General features: G+C 46.5%; 10 protein-coding genes. 3 read left to right on the plus strand and 7 right to left on the minus strand.

Going from position 1 to position 16,968, the window contains the following annotated elements; all coding sequences use genetic code 11:
* Nucleotides 1-9 precede the first annotated feature (9 nt).
* From rarD to ACPUEK_RS01665, 4 genes are read right to left on the minus strand one after another with little or no spacing between them, the layout of a single operon-like run.
* On the minus strand, nt 10-906 hold the full coding sequence (gene rarD, locus ACPUEK_RS01650) for an EamA family transporter RarD (RefSeq protein WP_425642083.1): 897 nt from the start codon (nt 904-906) through the stop codon (nt 10-12).
* A 37-nt stretch (nt 907-943) separates the two neighbouring features.
* Nucleotides 944-3,271, minus strand: coding sequence for an ATP-binding protein (locus ACPUEK_RS01655; RefSeq protein WP_425642084.1), 2,328 nt, complete (start codon nt 3,269-3,271; stop codon nt 944-946).
* Nucleotides 3,268-4,092, minus strand: a complete 825-nt coding sequence (locus ACPUEK_RS01660) for a substrate-binding periplasmic protein (protein WP_425642085.1) — start codon at nt 4,090-4,092, stop codon at nt 3,268-3,270. Before ACPUEK_RS01660 ends, ACPUEK_RS01655 begins: the two co-directional genes overlap by 4 nt.
* On the minus strand, nt 4,080-4,820 hold the full coding sequence (locus ACPUEK_RS01665) for a response regulator (protein ID WP_425642086.1): 741 nt from the start codon (nt 4,818-4,820) through the stop codon (nt 4,080-4,082). The genes ACPUEK_RS01660 and ACPUEK_RS01665 overlap by 13 nt, the downstream gene beginning before the upstream one ends.
* A gap of 661 nt (nt 4,821-5,481) precedes the next feature.
* On the opposite strand from ACPUEK_RS01665, the gene nhaC reads away from it, so the two are divergent.
* Nucleotides 5,482-7,002: a Na+/H+ antiporter NhaC gene (nhaC, locus tag ACPUEK_RS01670; RefSeq protein ID WP_067215927.1), complete on the plus strand. Its 1,521-nt coding sequence runs from the start codon at nt 5,482-5,484 to the stop codon at nt 7,000-7,002.
* Nucleotides 7,003-7,114: 112 nt separating this feature from the next.
* Here nhaC and ACPUEK_RS01675 read toward each other — a convergent pair whose 3' ends face one another.
* Both ACPUEK_RS01675 and ACPUEK_RS01680 read right to left on the minus strand, forming a co-directional pair.
* Nucleotides 7,115-8,431 (minus strand): Na+/H+ antiporter NhaC family protein, encoded by a 1,317-nt coding sequence (locus tag ACPUEK_RS01675; protein WP_067216121.1) that lies wholly within the window; start codon nt 8,429-8,431, stop codon nt 7,115-7,117.
* Nucleotides 8,432-8,654: 223 nt separating this feature from the next.
* On the minus strand, nt 8,655-10,991 hold the full coding sequence (locus tag ACPUEK_RS01680) for a glucose/quinate/shikimate family membrane-bound PQQ-dependent dehydrogenase (RefSeq protein ID WP_425642087.1): 2,337 nt from the start codon (nt 10,989-10,991) through the stop codon (nt 8,655-8,657).
* A 302-nt stretch (nt 10,992-11,293) separates the two neighbouring features.
* Between ACPUEK_RS01680 and ACPUEK_RS01685 the strand changes: the two genes are divergently transcribed.
* Nucleotides 11,294-13,444 carry an FAD-dependent oxidoreductase gene (locus ACPUEK_RS01685; protein ID WP_425642088.1) on the plus strand — a complete coding sequence of 717 codons (2,151 nt, stop codon included), beginning with the start codon at nt 11,294-11,296 and terminating at the stop codon, nt 13,442-13,444.
* Between the two features lie 90 nt (nt 13,445-13,534).
* Here ACPUEK_RS01685 and ACPUEK_RS01690 read toward each other — a convergent pair whose 3' ends face one another.
* Nucleotides 13,535-15,061 (minus strand): FMN-binding glutamate synthase family protein, encoded by a 1,527-nt coding sequence (locus ACPUEK_RS01690; protein ID WP_425642089.1) that lies wholly within the window; start codon nt 15,059-15,061, stop codon nt 13,535-13,537.
* A gap of 164 nt (nt 15,062-15,225) precedes the next feature.
* Between ACPUEK_RS01690 and ACPUEK_RS01695 the strand changes: the two genes are divergently transcribed.
* Nucleotides 15,226-16,866 carry a phosphoethanolamine transferase gene (locus ACPUEK_RS01695; protein WP_425642090.1) on the plus strand — a complete coding sequence of 547 codons (1,641 nt, stop codon included), beginning with the start codon at nt 15,226-15,228 and terminating at the stop codon, nt 16,864-16,866.
* Nucleotides 16,867-16,968: the final 102 nt, after the last annotated feature.

A 16,968-nucleotide genomic window follows, 5' to 3' on the forward strand; every position in this document is an offset into this window, starting at 1 on the left:
TCTGTGTTGCTAAAGCGCCTGTTTCTGTTTGCGCAGTTGCTTAATCGAGCTAACAATTAACATGGCTAAAGCCGCCCAAATTAACCCAAAAGTCACCAGTTTCTCACTGGAGAACGGTTCGTCGTAAAGAAAGACGGCCAACAAGAACATGGCACTGGGGCCAATGTATTGAAAAAAGCCCAAGGTCACCAAACTGATTCGGTTTGCGGCCGCAGCAAAACACATTAGCGGCACCATAGTGACTGGCCCTGCGGCCATTAGAAGTAAACTAGACGCCCACTGGCCGCTCTGCATAAAACCAACATCCGCACCAAACCAATACAGCTGAGGCAGCGCGTAAGGCATCAAAATAGCCGTTTCTAACGTCATCCCCATAAAGCTATCCAAGGCGATTTTCTTTCGCACTAATCCATACAAACCAAAGCTCAGCGCCAGTGTTAGAGCTATCCATGGTAAGCGTCCGAATTGAATAACCTCAAACACCACGGCTAACAGGCACAGCCAAGCTGCCCACTGTTTTGGTCGATCAAGGCGATCCTTAAAAAACACCATCCCCAATACAATGCTAACTAAAGGGTTGATGTAATAACCCAAGCTCGCACTCAGCAGTTGCTCGCTATTGACGGCATAAATATAAGTTCCCCAATTGACGGCAATTAATACCGAGGACAATGCAACCGCCAGCAATACCTTTGTGCTTAAAGCCTGCTTTAACGCTCGCCATTTGCGCATCGCTGTCATCAGTATCACGACTACCACAAACGACCATAAGATCCGATGCGATAAAATATCCAACGCGGGTATGTGGTCAATGGTTTTAAAATACAACGGAGCGATAGACCACAATAGAAACGCGGTAATCCCATAAAGCATGCCTGATTTTGCCGTCGAATCCATGTTTGACATTGTCACTCCGTGTCTAAGGTTTGGAAGCTAAAGTACATTAAGCCAATATGGCATCAAACTCTGCTAGTGTATTTCTCACACTGTGTTGCAGCGTCGTAACAAGGTGTTCAAAATCATTTAGTTGGCCAACATTGGCCGCTGTTTCTAATTGTCGTAGTAAATTAGCAAGCTGTAGTGCGCCAACCGCATCCGCGTCACCGGCCAATCGGTGCGCAATATCCGCTACCTCGTAATCATCTTGCTCAGCGTGCATTTGCTTTAGATCTGTCAAACCTTCAGCCATGGCATGCTCTAAACTGATTAACAACTTACGCAGCCGTTGTTCACCTAAAGCGGATAAGTGTGACCGTAGAAGAACTGGATCAATTAACTCAGAATCACCTTGTGTTTCTTTAAGCGAAGTCGACGGGGCTGTTTGAGTACGCATAATTTGCTGCAACGATTCTTGTTTAAACGGCTTAGGTAATACCGCCCAAATACCGGCTGCATGACACTTTTGCACATTGCTGGGTTGAACATTGGCCGTCAAGGCTACGACAGGTGTGTGCTGATTTACACCAGACTCGGAACGAATGCGTTGTGCGATTTCTAAACCGCTCATGTTAGGCAGGTGAATATCCATTAAAATCAGATCAAACGGATCCGAGGCCATGGCAGCAAGAGCCTGAGTGCCGTTTTCAGCCAACGTCACTCGGTGCCCATCTTGCCTTAATAACTCCATCGTCACGGCCTGATTTATCGGCGTGTCTTCCACTAATAAAATCGACATAGATGGCAACGATGGCAGCACCGTCTCTAGCTGCGCCGGAGCATGCCTTGTTTCTGCGGGTATGGGAGCCAGAGGTACATAAAACCAAAACAGGCTGCCATGCCCAACATCACTGGTAACGCCGATCTCACCCTGCAGCACATTCACCAACTGAGCGGTAATGGCCAGCCCTAATCCAGTCCCACCGAAGCGTCGAGTAATGCTCTCGTCCGCTTGGCTAAAGCGCTCGAAAATCTGCGTTAAATAGTCTTCCGATATGCCAATGCCGGTGTCTTCTACTTCAAAGAACACACCATCGCTGTGGTCTGGGTCGTTAGCGGGCATCACCGTAATAGTCACGGTACCTGCTTCAGTAAATTTAATGGCATTCGATACAAGATTCGACAAAATCTGACGTAACGCTCCGGCTCCACCATAATATTGCTTGGCTAATTCATCGCTGATGTTGACGGCAATCTGGCTGTTTTGTGCTTTTGCTTGGGCAGAAAACAGCAAGCTGGTTGACGACACTAACTCTTGAATCGAAAAAACACTCATTTCAGGGCAATACATGCCTTCTTCTAAGCGTGCATAGTCCAGCAAGCCATTTAGAATCTCTAGTAACGCATCACCAGACTGATAAATAGCATCGAGTTTTTCTTGGTTTGCAGCGGCTTGATCGGTGCGCTGCAACAACTCAACCATGCCTAAAATACCATTTAAAGGCGTTTTAATTTCATGGCTCATGGTCGCCAAAAACTGGCTTTTTGCTTTATTCGCTTGCTCGGCCGCCTCCTTCGCATCCTGTAATCGTTGCGTGCGGCGTAGGACCTGCTCTTGCAGCTGATCACGGTGGTAACGCAACTCCGCTTCAATTCGGTCTTTTTGCTTAATATCCTCTAAAATAGCTTCTCGCATATCGTTTAACGCATTCACTACTGCGTCTAACTCATCGTCTTGAGCCGCTTTCTTTTTATGCGGCAGACGCAACGTTTGTTTGAGGTTTCCCGCGCCAATAGAACGGGTATAACGTGACATGTATTCTAGGTGCCGTGTCACCATAAAATGCACGATCAGCAGCAGTAATAGACCATTCACTAATACTAAACCACTTTGAAACAATGCAATCTCAACGGCCGATCGCAGTAAACGAGACTGGATAGCCGCCATATCATGGTAAACCGTCAGCTCTCCAAGTAACCGCGAAGTGAGCTGACCATCACGGTCCTCGTAATAGATATCAAAGGTCGTACCATAGGTTTGCGATACTTTTTCAGGAACATCCCCAACAACAATGTCCTCTTGCCAGTCTTGAGAGTGCAACATCACGGCATTGACGTTAGAAAAGTTCATTATCCCTTTCAGTTGCAGCAACAACTGTTCTTGATCAAGATCCCATAGCCCCTTTCGAATACCTTCTATATGCGATGACGTAATGAAATCCGTTTGCTGCTGCAAAGCGACTCGCTCTCGACGATATTCGTTGTAGACCTGAATACTGGTCGAAACGAGTGCTAACAACAAGCTCAACGAAATCAGCTTAATAAAGATACGATAAGCCAGTGGGTGAGCTTGCTTATAACCTAATATTTTGGCTAAAACGGATGAAGGTGTCATGGAATATCCTGACCCGAAGTCTCTTCTGCAGTACTTTGTAAATACATCAAACGTTGCTGTTTCATCCATAAAGGAATCAGCTTAGGGTCACTTAGCAACGCTTTCAATTCGCTATTGAGCCTTGGCAACCATTGCATGAGTGGCGAGCGCTTAGATATGGCGACATACCAGTAATCACTGACATCCGTTGCGACAGAATCTATCTGCCCTGTAAGTCCAAAAGCATTAATCAACAGTTGCCCTGACAACTTCCCCATAGGCACCGCATCTAAGCGGTGATCGGCCAGCTTTAATAGGTTTTGATGTTGGCTCGATACCCATTCCAAACGCGGATACTTTGCCAATGCACTGTCCACCCGGTCACCAAAGCTATCCCCCATTAACACGCCGACACGCTTACCAGATAAGCCTTCCCAATCGTTAAAGACCAACGGTTTAGAGGCTGGGTAAAATAAGTTGATGTCTTCTCGAACAATCGGAGCTTCTAAGAACACCATGTATTCGGAACGTACTTCGTTCCTAAAACCGGTCATGATATCGACATTGCCAAGCTCGACCTCTTTCAAGCAACGTTGCCAGTTGCTGTCTTGTTGATCATCCACAGAAATACCGAGCGGTTTTAGGAGAGCGTGGACAATCATGGCATTTACACCTTCAACACGACCGCCAGGCGTTACCCATGAAACCGGAGGGTAAGCAGTCGTGCCACAGATGCGCACGGTTATATTATTTAACGCAAGAGGCTCTTCAGAAAAGGCTTCTGTTGCCCATGCCGATACACTGAAAAACAGTGTCACGAGCCCAAAAGTTAAGGATCGCATGACTCATCTTCAATCGCGGAGACACTAAACAGATAACCCACACCATGCACGGTAATGATCATCGGAGGGCACTCTGGATCGTCAGCAAGCTTGCGGCGAATACGCCCGATCAACACATCAATCGTTCGATCCGTTGCATTCCAAGTGCGGTTTTTAATACGATCCATTAATTGATCGCGACTTAATGGCGTGCCTTCATGCTCCATTAAAGTCAGCAGTAACTGAAATTCTCCTTCGGTTAACTGCGTGATTGTGCGATCGGAACGAACAAGCACTCTACGGGAAGTATCCAGATGCCATGGACCCAGAGGTCGTAAGACCGGTTCTTCTGTGGGCTTACTTGTGTCTCTTTGAGCGCGTACACGACGTATGAGGTTTTTACCTCGGGCAAGAATTTCACGTGGATTGAATGGTTTGCAAACGTATTCATCCGCACCGCATTCGAGACCAATAATGCGGTCAATTTCATCTTGTTTGCCGGTTACCAAAATAATACCAATCTCCGAACGAGATCGTAGCTCTCGTGTCAGCGTTAGGCCATCTTTACCGGGCAGGCGAATATCCAGCAGCACCAGATCAAATGCCTCATTTGCTAAACGCTGCTCGGCCGCTTCCGCGGTATCAACACCTTCAACGCTGTAGCCTTCTTCTGCAAAGTAGCTTTGCAGTGTTTCACGGGTGACGCCGGAGTCGTCTACCACGAGTATTTTGATTTCAGATGTCAGCATAGTCTGATCACAGTTAGCGTTAGGAAAGGAAAGAACACATCGTCATAAAGCCGTCATCAGGCTGTGATGTTGTAGGACTATAGCAATTCAAAGACTAAAAGATAAGCATTGCCTTATTGGTTACTTATAAACAGAATGTAAACAAATAGACCACTTGTAAACAGGCAACCCACATATATTACAAGTAGGTCAATGGATCGCATCCAAGGGTGACAGAGCATACAAGTTGATTACTCAATTAAAGCCCCTGTCCATAGACCAATGCCTCAAAAAATCGCCTTCGCCGACGGATTGTGCGCACATTAAGAGCAGCCCACTCACACAAGAAGCTATTCGCATGGCCATTCCTACACGGGGCTTAGCGTGTCGCCCTGACAGTTGACTTACATTGGTGCATGACGCTTTCTCTTTCCCCTTCAAGCCTCGCCTAATTGACTCAACCATTCGCTTCAAACCTCATGTTTAAACGCATACTTGGTGTATTACAGGTGACATTCGGCCGGAATTAACCGATTTTTAGCGTCACATTGTTCATACAAAGTATTACGAGTTGTTTGTGATTTGCTGAATTTATCCTGCTAAAACTTTATGACCTACTAAACTTAGGCTGTTTACTGAACCTTCATAAAAACGGCACAACACAAGAAAACAGGAACATAACATGTCATCAAATTCATCTACTAGAACGGCACAAATGCCTAGCTTATCGCTAGCGCTTATCCCCGTTATTCTGACGCTGGCGATACTCGGCGTTCAAATATTCTATTTTGGTGATTTCACACCGCACATTCCTTTAGCCATCGGTTTAGCGATCACGGCACTGGTCGGTATTAAACTTGGACTGCGCTGGAAAGATATTGAAGAAGGTATTTTTCACGTTATTCACGTGTCCATGCCTTCGGTTTCTGTATTGATCTTAGTGGGTATGATCGTTGGTGTCTGGATCGCATCGGGTACTGTACCTACGCTGATTTACTACGGACTAACATTATTAACGCCTCAGATTTTCTTAGCCGCCGCGATGATCTTGTGTGCCGTGGTATCGCTTTCTTTAGGTACCTCTTGGGGTACGGTTGGTACGGTTGGTCTAGCACTCATGGGGATCGGTGCGGGGTTTGAAATCCCTATGTACTGGACCGCTGGTGCCGTTGTCTCAGGTGCCTTCTTCGGTGACAAAGTATCGCCACTTTCTGATACTACTAACTTAGCACCTGCCGTAACCGGTACGGATGTGTTCTCTCACATCAAGAACATGATGCCAACGACTGTGCCGTCTATGTTGATCGCCTTAGTGATTTACCTCATTGCAGGTTTCACTATGATCGATAATGATAATGGATCATTTGAACGCATTACCGCCATCACTACATCACTGCAAAATAACTTCGAAATCTCAGCATGGTTACTGGCTCCCGCATTGGTTGTTATTGTGTTAGCAGTGAAGCGTATGCCGCCTATTCCATCGCTTTTTGCAGGTGTACTAACGGGTGCTGCTGTGGCCATGATCACTCAAGGTGCTGGCGTACATGACGTGTTAACGTATGCGAACAGTGGTTACTCTATCCAAACATCTTCTGATGCCATCAACAGTCTATTAAATCGTGGTGGTGTCCAGTCCATGATGTGGACGATTTCGTTGATCTTGATTGCCCTTGGTTTTGGTGGCGCGCTCGAAAAAACACGCTGTCTAGAAGCCATCATCGCAGCTATTATGTCAAAAGTAGATTCATTCCGTGGCATTCAAACGTCTGCAACACTTACGTCTGTCGCGACTAACCTTGTCGCGGGTGACCCGTACCTATCAATCGCACTGCCTGGTCGTATGTACGCGCCGGTTTATCGTGGCATGAAATACTCCACATTGAACTTATCTCGAGCAATCGAAGAAGGCGGTACACTGGTATCACCTCTTGTCCCATGGAACGCGGGTGGTGCTTTTGTTATCGGCGCATTGGGCTTGACGATTGGCGACGGCAACTTTGAAAACCTTTTGTACATTCCATTAGCTTTCGCTTGTTGGATCTCCCCTGTATTGGGTCTGATCTACGCACAAATTGGTGTGTTCTCGCCAAAAGCGACGGCTGAAGAGCAAGCGCTTTGGAAGAAGCAAGGTGAAGCCATTGCAGACTATGCAGAAGGTTCATTATCTGAGCGCAGCGCATCCGGTGCTTATTCAAAATAATGGTGTTTGACAGTCATCATCGGCCATCGCCCTAAAATAGGTCGAGATGACAGTCATAAAAAACCGCTTGCAGTCAACGTTACTGCAAGCGGTTTTTTTGCGCTTTAAATACCTATAGCGACTTTGGTTTAGGCCAACCCACTAGAATCGAAGTCAATGCAACCAGCGCCAAAATCCAGCTGTACTGGACATGTGTAATCAATTCAATAGGTGAGATACCTGCCAATGAAGACGCCAATAGGATTTGCGCGCCGTAAGGTATCAGGCCTTGAATCACACAAGAGAAGATATCCAGTAAGCTCGCACTACGGCGAGGATCCACGCCATATCGAGTCGCCACGTCTTTTGCAACGGAGCCGTTGATCAAAATAGCGACCGTGTTATTTGCTGTACATAAGTTTGTAAGCGCAACCGACGCACTAATACTCAATTCGCCCGCTCTCTGGGAGCCTTCTTTAGCACCCAATCGACGGCTGATCGACTCAATCGTTTGCACGATCCAGTCCAAGCCACCTTGGGATTTCATCAGACCACCCAAACCGCCAATCAACAACGATAGAATCATGATTTCCTGCATGCCGGTGTAGCCTGAGTAAATATCTTTCGACAAGCTTGCCACACTGTAATCCGCCATCGTTAGCAAGCCAATAACTCCAGCCAGCACAATGCCTGAAAATAACACCAACAGTACGTTAACACCGAGCACAGCCAACACTAGAACCGCTACATAAGGTAAGACTAACCAGATATCAAAGTCCTGCAAATCTTCGACCTGTGCCTGTGAGCCTTGGAAAAAGAGCCATACCAACACCAATAACGCAGCAGGCAATGCAATTTTAAAGTTCATACGGAATTTATCGCGCATTTCACAACCTTGTGTACGCGTTGCGGCTATTGTCGTATCGGAAATAATCGACAAGTTATCACCAAACATCGCGCCACCCACCACAGCACCCACCGTCGTGAGCAATGGCAAATCGGCGGCATCCGCCACACCAATTGCAATCGGTGCAATCGCTGCGATTGTCCCCATCGAAGTCCCCATCGACGTCGCCACAAAAGCGGTAATGATGAAGATCCCAGGTAAGATGAAGCTCGGAGGGATAATACTTAAACCAAAGTTCACCGTCGCATCGACCCCGCCAATGGCTTTTGCCACACTCGCAAAGGCACCCGCCAACAAGTAAATCAACACCATCGTGATGATAGTGGGATCACCCACACCTTTCATAAAGGTTTCAATACGGTCATTCAAAGCGCCACGGCTTAGCAAAATAGCCAATACCAAAGCTGGCAAAATCGCCACAGGTGCTTGAATTTGATAGAACGCAAAATCAACGTCTTGGCTTTGGTACCACAGGCCACTGCCAACGAAAAGCGTCAAAAAGAGAATCAGTGGCAGCAATGCCACAGGGGTTGGTTTGCTCATAATAACTGTTGTTTCCAGCTTAATTTCTTGGAGATCGTAGCTTTTGGCTACGGTTAGGCGGGCATGATAGGAAATTCTTACAGCACTCGCCAATATTAAATCGTACTTTTATGGCATCGTTTCGTTATAACTAAAAATCCACATCCTCTAAAATTAAGAAACTAAAAGAAATAAAAAAGCCCAGCGAGGCTGGGCTTAGCGATCTGATATAATACGGTTTCGATTACGGCAATTTATAAGCCACAACATAATCCCCGATTGTCGTGCCCAGTGAGCCGTGGCCACCAGCTACTTGTATGACCATTTGCTCGCCTTGACTATTCAAATACGTCATAGGGGTCGCTTGGCCACCTGCCGGCAAACGTGTTTCCCATAGCTGAGCACCGGTTTTGACATTGTAGGCACGTAAATAGTTATCCACACTTGCGGCCATGAATGCGACACCGCTGTCTGTGATAATCGGTCCGCCGATACCTGGCACGCCGATTTTGATCGGTAATTTCAGCGGTGTTAAATCCTCAATGGTACCGTTTTTATGCTGCCATGCCGTTTTACCTGTGCGTAAATCAACCCCAGCAACATAACCCCATGGCGGTTGCTGACATGGTACGCCGATAGGCGACAAGAACGGCCCCATTTCCACCGCATAAGCCGCGCCTGCATTTTCGTTAAGGCCCTGTTCACCTTGGTTCGTTTCACCCAAATCTTGGCCTTCTTTCGCCACCAACTTAGACGTAAACGCTAAGTATAATGGCATACCAAACATCACTTGGCGTTTAGGGTCGACCGCCACACTGCCCCAATTGAACACACCAAAGTTACCGGGATACACCAAGGTGCCTTTTTCAGACGGCGGCGTGTAACGACCTTCGTAATTCAAACTGTTGAATTCAATACGACACAACATTTGGTCGATAGGTGTCGCTCCCCACATTTTGGCTTCCGTCAGCGGATCAGGTTTAAACGTCACCGCTGACGTCGGTTGCGTTGGTGCACTGAAGTCACCAGGGATCGCCCCCTGCGGCGCAGGTTCTTCCGTAATTGGAAAGATCGGTTCACCTGTTGCACGGTTCAGCACATATACATCACCCTGCTTGGTTGGCACCACCAATGCTGGCTGTTTGCCATCGTCGGTGTCCAAGTCAATCAAGACGGGCTGTGCTGGTGTATCCATGTCCCATAAATCATGATGCACAAATTGTTGCACCCATTGTGCTTGTCCTGTCTCAAGACTCAACGCCACAACAGACGTCGAGTATTTTTCATCCGCTGGAGAACGATACATCCCTAATTGATCAGGTGTGCGGTTGCCCATCGGGAAGTAAGCGAGGCCAAGCTCTTCGTCTGCACTTGCTACCGACCAGCTATTTGGTGAGCTAACTGCATACGTTTCATCTGCACCGATAGGTGTCGTGTCCTCAGGGTGGCCCGCATCCCAATTCCACTTCAGTTCACCGGTTTTCACATCGTAACCACGGATCACACCCGATGGCGAGTTAACCGCATAATTATCATTCACAGCGCCAGCGACGACCACTTTGCCATTGGCTACTAACGGCGGCGAAGTGGAATAGTAATAGCCCGACTGCTTGTAAGGCATGTTATGCATTAGGTCTAATGTGCCTGCGTCTGCAAAGTTCTTACACAGCGCCCCTGTCATCGGATCAAACGCTAACAAACGCGCATCCGATGTTGGCATAAATAATTGAGCATCACACTGAACCGGCGCTAAGTCCTCAGAAGGCTGCGTCATTTTCATCGCGATATTTTTTGTATTTGGATTACTTGGAGGCAAATACGAAACACCACGACACGTCTGATGTTGACGCTGACTCTCTGCTGGAACTTTGGCATCGTACTTCCAAAGTTCTTTACCCGTGTCGGCGTCCAGTGCAATCAACCAGTTGTGAGGTGTACAAAGGTACAGAGCATTGCCAATTTTGAGTGGTGTTGCTTGATAGGTGGTTTCCGTGACATCTTTTGGGCCTTTAGTATCGCCCGTTTGATATTCCCATGCCAATTCAAGGTCTGAGACATTATCGACGGTAATTTGATTCGCAGGTGAAAAGCGTTGCCCCAAATTACTGCGACCATAAGCCAACCATTCGTCTTGCCCTTCAAGACCGGTATTGGCATCTTCATCAATGACTGTATTTGCCATCGTGCCTTTAACGGCAGTAGAGTCTTCCATCGCCAGTGGACTTAACGTAATCGCACCACAAATAGCCCACACGGGCAGTAACAGTGCATTAGCACGCACGCCTTGGCGACGAACGAAAATAAGTAAAGGCACGGCCATCACTAACCAAAGCCCCATTCGACTCGCCAGCGGCCACCAGTTTAGTCCTGACTCCCAAAGCGCCCACGCCATTGTCCCCAGTAATAACAATGCGTAAACAGAATTGGCCAGCACTCGACGACGCTTGAGCGTCACGCCGACGACGATAAACATTAGGCCAGCAATCAAATAGTAAGGGCTTCCACCGAGCGCTAAGAGCCAAATCCCACCGGCAGATAACGCAATACCGATTACACTAAACAGTACGGTTAAAAGAATCATGGTACAAATACACTCCTTGTGAAAAGATAAAAGTGAAGACGAATATATTTAGAGTAGAAACTATTTTCACAAAATGTAAAAGCTCAGCAACACTATTCCCTGTTTGTTAAGAATTTGAGCAGAATGTGCACCGATAAACCGCTAATTTACAACAAACTAATTTTTAGGGCGCACGCGCAAAGCCACTCGTTAAACATAATTAATTTAATTTTTTCGTGATGTAATAATTTTTAAGCAATGTCGTCTAATAAAAAGACAGCCTTTAAGTCACATCATCACCTTATTTTTCTAGGTAGAATCTTATGAAGAAAATCGTTTTGGCCTGCACTGTTCTACTAATAGGGGGGATCCTTTTTACTCTATTTGGTGACTATCTTACGCTCACTTCGATGCAGCAAAACCTAGCGCAATTTCAGGACTGGCGAGATCAACAGCCTATTTTAGTCACCCTCGTTTTCTTTGTGCTGTATGTGTTGATGACAGCGCTGTCCATCCCGGGTGCAACCTTGCTAACGCTGGCTGGCGGAGCCCTATTTGGTTTAGCTTGGGGTCTGGCGATTATTTCCTTTGCCAGCACATTAGGCGCCACACTGGCATTCATTGGCGCACGTTTCTTTTTACGTGACTGGGTGCAAGAACGCTTTCATCAACGCCTAAAAGCGATCAACCAAGGCGTTGAAAAAGATGGAGGATTTTACTTATTCACACTTCGTTTGGTTCCGGTTTTCCCTTTCTTTTTAATCAACTTACTCATGGGCTTAACCCCGATCAAGACTTGGACATTTTACTGGGTGTCTCAAATCGGCATGTTGGCAGGCACAGCCGTGTACGTGAACGCTGGCACACAGCTGGCGCAGATTGATAGCCTTGGCAGTATTGTTTCTCCCAGCCTACTTGCTTCGTTCGCTCTATTGGGTATTTTTCCTTGGATAGCAAAACTGCTACTGGGCTTCATCAAAAAACGTCGAGTGTACGAGCAGCATCAACCACCAAAGCATTTCGATCGTAACCTAATTGTTTTAGGTGGCGGTGCCGCGGGGTTAGTAAGCGCCTACATTGCAGCTACGGTAAAAGCAAAAGTCACCCTTATAGAACAACAACATATGGGAGGCGATTGCCTGAATTTTGGCTGTGTCCCGAGTAAAACCTTGATCAAAAGTGCCAAAGTAGCGCACCAGATGCGTTATGCCGAGCGTTACGGCTTAACCAATGCCACACCAGAGTTCTCGTTTAAAACCGTTATGGCTCGCGTGCAGGACGTAATCAGCCAAATTGAACCACACGATAGCATTGAGCGTTATACCCATCTCGGTGTCGATGTGCGTCAAGGCCACGCTAAGCTGATAGACCCTTGGACCGTTCGCATTACTTCCCCTGATGGAAGTGAGGACACACTAACCAGTCGCAGCATCGTCATCGCTACCGGAGCTCGACCTTTTGTGCCTGAAATGAAAGGCTTAGATGACGTTCCGTACGTCACCAGCGATACTCTTTGGCAAACATTTAAGGACTTAGAAACACCACCTAAGCGTTTATTAGTTCTAGGCGGAGGTCCCATTGGCTGTGAATTGTCCCAAGCACTGCAGCGTCTTGGTAGCCAAGTCACGTTATTGGAAAAAAGTGAGTCTTTGCTATCAAGAGAGGACAAAGATGTCAGCAGCTTAGTCAAAGATACGCTAACGGCCGAAGGCATCGATATACGGTTACAAACACACGCCACGCACTTCGTTTTTGAAGATGGCCAAGCCAGCGTCTACGCTTCTGAGAAGGGTAAGGAAAGTCGTATCGATTTTGACTATGTGCTGCTAGCGTTAGGTCGCCAAGCACGCTTAAAAGGCTTTGGCCTAGAAGAGCTGGGCATCCCTTGCGAACGAACCATCGAGACGAATGCGTTTTTAGAAACCTTGTATCCAAACATTTTGGCTGCGGGCGATGTCGCAGGGCCATACCAATTAACGCATGTAGCAGCACACCAAGCTTGGTATGCCAGCGTAAACGCCCTATTTGGCCAGCTAAAACGCTTTAAAGCCGATTATCGTGTGATTCCTGCGGTCACTTTTGTTGAGCCTCAAGTGGCTCGTGTGGGACTGAACGAAGCCGACGCCAACGCTCAGAACATTGACTATGAAGTAACGGTTTACGATGTGTCTGATTTAGATCGCGCCATTACTGAAAGCCAAGCTACCGGTTTTATCAAGGTACTCACCGAGCCCAACAAAGACCGTATCTTAGGTGTTACGATTGTGGCTGAACAGGCGGGAGAAATGCTGCCAGAGTTTGTTCTAGCGATGAAACATGGACTGGGTCTAAACAAAGTATTGGGCACCATTCATGCTTATCCAACCTGGGCTGAAGCAAATAAGTATGCCGCTGGAGAATGGAAAAAAGCCCACGCGCCTAAGGCCATCATGAAATGGTTAGAGCGTTATCATGCATGGCGTAGAAAAGGCTAACGGATACGCCACAGACAAGCATACGTTAACCTTAATGCTTGTCTGTGGCGGCGAGTGTATTACTCAATTTTTTATAGATCGATAGAGACGTTAAAATGCATCCGTCTCATGTCGGTTAGCGTTTTCTTTTGGCAACGGATTCACATCGTCGTAACAAACAGAATGACTTTGATCTTGAATCATTCGTACATGCTTACGATTAAGCTGACGCGCTTCACTCACACCACAAGCATGAGCAATCAAACCAATGCTGTACGCTATTTCACTGGCGTAGTTTGCAACACGGACGGATTTTTCTTCCGGTACCAGCCCTTTTTGCAGCTCAGTATCGTGCGTAGTAATCCCTGTAGGACACGTATTATGGTTACATTTCAGCGCTTGAATACAGCCTAATGAGAATAAGAAACCACGAGCACTGACCACAAAATCTGCGCCCATCGCCAAAGCCCAAGCTGCTTTGCCTGGCGTAATTAATTTGCCTGTTGCAATAATTTTGATACGCGAACGCAAACCATAAGATGTCACACGATTGACGACTTCAGGCAAGCTCTCACGGATGGTTACACCTACATAATCGATCAATGTTTGCGGGGCTGCACCCGTACCGCCATCAGCACTGTCCAAAGTAATGAAGTCGGGCGCATACTCCAAACCACGCTGATGAATGCGAGAGAAGAACTCATCAAAAAAGCTCAAATCACCGACGACCATCTTGATACCCGTAGGTTTGCCGGTTAATTCACGCACATGGTGAATCATGTCAAGCAAATCATCGGTACAAGAAATGTCGACGTGTCGATTTGGGCTGATCGAATCTTCACCCTCTTTGATATGACGGACCTCAGCAATCTCTGCTGTCACCTTGGCACCTGGTAGCATGCCACCTTTACCAGGCTTCGCGCCCTGAGACAGCTTAATCTCGATCATTTTCACTTGTTCATGAGAGGCGACTTTCAGTAGACGATCATCGTCCAAATGCCCCTGTTCGTCTTGTACGCCGTATTTTGCAGTACCAATTTGAAAGACAATGTCGCAGCCGCCTTCAAGATGATAAGGCGATAGACCGCCCTCGCCAGTATTCATCCATATACCGGCTTGCTTTGCCCCCTTAGACAAGGCCCTCACGGCAGGCTTAGACAATGCTCCATAACTCATGCCAGAAATATTCACTAAGGACGACGCTCGGTAGGGATGACGCGCGGTGTGCTCACCGATACAAACTTCTGCTGGCTTAACCGCTTCTTCTTTCAATTTAGGGAACACGCTGCTGACAAAGAAAATATCGCCAGGAGTTTCTAACGAGCGTGTCGAGCCAAAGGCCGTTGTGGTGTCTTCGTGTTTTGCAGCACGGTAAACCCAAGAACGCTCAGCACGATCAAACGGCCGCTCATCACGGTCAAAGGCAAAGAAGTATTGGCGAAAAAACTCTCCCATGTGCTCAAGGGTATAGCGCATGCGGCCAATGACAGGATAATTTCGGCGTATCGTATGTTTAGTTTGGCTAACATCAACCCAGTACATAAAAGCGATGTACACACACCCTACAACCAAAGCACACAAAAATATTAGCGCCCCCCAGTGAATGATGGATTCTGACAAACTCGTCAAAAAGTTCATGCCCTTTCCTTAATAATTAACGTTGTAAACTAAGATGACATGAGTCTGACGAATGAACAACTCCCAAAACAAGCAAGAGTACAGTAAACAATCAGCACTTAAGCTACTGTTAAGAATTGCCACATATATTGCGATGCTTAAAATAATGTTTAAGGCTGTTATCTGTGAGACGCATTCTATCCGCAAGGCCCTCTATTAAAATTCAACACTTAATTCTTCTGTTATCCTTGTATTACTCGTTAGTATTGAACAGAGCATTATTAGACAAGCTATTTCAACTGGCCGCTGACAGTAATCTTGCGATATTCCCTTATACCGCTCCCATTCTATTATTTTGCTTACTGGCGTTTCTGTTTACCGTGGTTTCGCTTCCTTACGTGTTTAAACCGTTCATGATTTTCCTAACACTCACATCAGCGATTGCCATGTATGGAGTTGAGCAGTACCACATTTTACTGGGTGTGAGCATGATGGAAAATGTCTTTGAAACCAATCAAAATGAATTGAGTACCTACATTAGCCTGAGCTCGGTACTTTTTATTATGATGTACGGCATCCTCCCTAGTTTATTCATTGGCTTCGTTAAGATTGAGTATCCGAAAGGCATCTGGGGACAATTTAAACCACGCTTAGGTGTTTTTTTAATCGGTATCATTGGCATCGGATGCGTTCTTTCAACGGAATATAAAAACTATGCATCCATTGGTCGTAATAACCATTATTTAGGAGGAATGATCATTCCGGCTCAGTTTTTTAACTCGATAAAGTACCTAAATAAGACCTATTTTACAGCCCCACTTCCTTACGTCTCGTTAGGTGACGATGCCCAGATTGCCACCAGCCAAAATGCTAAACCAACTCTTGTGGTACTCATCTTAGGAGAAACCGCTAGGGCAAAAAATTTTTCATATAATGGCTATGAGCGTAATACTAATCCTTACACTATGGTCGATCCCCTCATTTCATTTACAGATGTAACATCATGTGGCACCTACACCGCTCGGTCAGTACCTTGTATGTTTTCCGATTTGGGTCAAAATGATTTTGAAAAAGCACGTGCTCAAAGCCGAGATAGCCTTGTCGACGTGATCAGGAAAGCCGGTGTCGAGACGTTATGGATTGAAAATGACGGGGGCGATAAAGGTGTTGCTCGGACAAGCAGCACGATGAATGCTATTTCTCAAGTCAGCCCTTTTTGTCAAAAGGATTACTGCTACGATGAAAGCTTAATTGCACCAATGAAAGCGTTTATTGAGTCAGCGCCACAAAACAAATTTGTCGTGCTGCACACGATGGGAAGCCACGGTCCGACTTATTGGCAACGCTACCCTCATTCGATGGAAATTTTCTCGCCTAGCTGTAATCAAAGTGATATCGAAAATTGCACCGATGAGGCAATTCGGAACGTGTATGACAATACCATTGCCTACACAGACTATTTCATCGCCAAGACCATTGAGACACTTAAACCCTTTCAGTCACAGTACAACATTGCCCTATCGTACATATCCGATCATGGAGAATCATTAGGCGAAAGTGGCCTATATCTTCATGGTACGCCTTATGCCATAGCACCCAAAGAGCAAACCCACGTGCCATGGCTACTTTGGCTACCCGAACAATACGCACACAGTAAGGGGATTGATAAAGCGTGTGTGTCAAAGAAAGCAAGTGAAACAGCACTTTCTCACGACAATTTATTCCACTCTATTTTAGGCTTATATGGCATCCAGACTCGTGCCAAAAGCCAACAACTGGATCTGTTCAGCTCATGCAAAAGCCATCTTCTAACACATGACGCATAATCGCATAGCGATTTTTGCCGGACTCCCCACTAACCCAACGACCGACGACTCCATCTATGCCAACAATTGGCTGTAATAATCGATCCAACTGAAAAAGCACAA

This window comes from Marinomonas gallaica (assembly GCF_049821165.1).
In the GTDB taxonomy this organism is placed as follows: Bacteria; Pseudomonadota; Gammaproteobacteria; order Pseudomonadales; family Marinomonadaceae; genus Marinomonas; species Marinomonas gallaica.

What these genes read in the sequence shown, in the direction of transcription:
- rarD (WP_425642083.1), bottom strand. Translation starts at nt 906, where the DNA reads ATGTCAAACATGGATTCGACGGCAAAATCAGGCATGCTTTATGGGATT.
- ACPUEK_RS01655 (WP_425642084.1), bottom strand. Translation starts at nt 3,271, where the DNA reads ATGACACCTTCATCCGTTTTAGCCAAAATATTAGGTTATAAGCAAGCT.
- ACPUEK_RS01660 (WP_425642085.1), bottom strand. Translation starts at nt 4,092, where the DNA reads ATGCGATCCTTAACTTTTGGGCTCGTGACACTGTTTTTCAGTGTATCG.
- ACPUEK_RS01665 (WP_425642086.1), bottom strand. Translation starts at nt 4,820, where the DNA reads ATGCTGACATCTGAAATCAAAATACTCGTGGTAGACGACTCCGGCGTC.
- nhaC (WP_067215927.1), top strand. Translation starts at nt 5,482, where the DNA reads ATGTCATCAAATTCATCTACTAGAACGGCACAAATGCCTAGCTTATCG.
- ACPUEK_RS01675 (WP_067216121.1), bottom strand. Translation starts at nt 8,431, where the DNA reads ATGAGCAAACCAACCCCTGTGGCATTGCTGCCACTGATTCTCTTTTTG.
- ACPUEK_RS01680 (WP_425642087.1), bottom strand. Translation starts at nt 10,991, where the DNA reads ATGATTCTTTTAACCGTACTGTTTAGTGTAATCGGTATTGCGTTATCT.
- ACPUEK_RS01685 (WP_425642088.1), top strand. Translation starts at nt 11,294, where the DNA reads ATGAAGAAAATCGTTTTGGCCTGCACTGTTCTACTAATAGGGGGGATC.
- ACPUEK_RS01690 (WP_425642089.1), bottom strand. Translation starts at nt 15,061, where the DNA reads ATGAACTTTTTGACGAGTTTGTCAGAATCCATCATTCACTGGGGGGCG.